General features: G+C 43.0%; 1 protein-coding gene. It reads right to left on the bottom strand.

Annotated elements, in window-relative coordinates; all coding sequences use genetic code 11:
* On the bottom strand, positions 1-656 hold a 656-nt coding region (locus K5Q99_RS21870), incomplete at its 3' end, for an IS5-like element ISSod6 family transposase (protein ID WP_220778127.1).
* Between the last annotated feature and the right edge of the window lie 93 nt (positions 657-749).

Genomic DNA, 749 nt, shown 5'->3' with positions numbered 1-749 from the left:
TTAATTCTTCCAAAAGCATTCTCCACTAAATGTCGATACCGATATAAGCACCAATCGACTCTTTCTTGAGGTGTATTCTTATAGCGGCGCCTTGGAATAACAGATTTCCCGCCTTTATTTGCGATAAGTTCACGAAAAGCATCGCTGTCATAACCTTTATCTGCAATGACGGTATCAACCTGCTTCAGGTGCTCAATTAAGCTGGGGGCGTGTGTAATATCGTGTTTTTGGCCTTCTGATAATTCGAAATAAATCGGTAATCCTCCGCTGTCGACGGCTAAGTGAATTTTGGTTGAATTACCGCCTCGACTTTTACCAATACTCTCATTACTTAGCGTCGCGGCACCTGCACTGTGCTGGTGAGCCCGCACTATCGAGCCATCAATAAAGACCCATTCTATATCAGCAAGGTTGGCTAAGGCCTTGAATAAATGTGCTAGAACGCCTTTCTTAGACCATAAATGAAACCGTCTAAAGACCGTGCTCCAATGACCGAACTCTTTAGGTAAATCTCGCCAAGGGATACCTGTTCTAAGGCGGTAAAGAATACCTTCGAATGTTTGTCTATGTTCAGGTTTGTCATAAACACGGCCTGTGCTTTTCATTAAATGAAATAGCTTTTCCCAGCGTGCATCGGTTAGCATAAGTCTTGGCATGGCTTGAGGTTATGGTTACTTTTGGCGAAGCAAATTATAACGTCTTGCCATGCTGTCTAAAAATCACTCTCGAAAGATCAACAGACCCTAGTA

Origin of the sequence: Shewanella hafniensis, from assembly GCF_019655335.1 — a bacterium.
Classification (GTDB): Bacteria; Pseudomonadota; Gammaproteobacteria; order Enterobacterales; family Shewanellaceae; genus Shewanella; species Shewanella hafniensis.
Note: the sequence above shows the minus strand (reverse complement) of the source record. Positions and strands in the feature narration are given on the sequence as shown.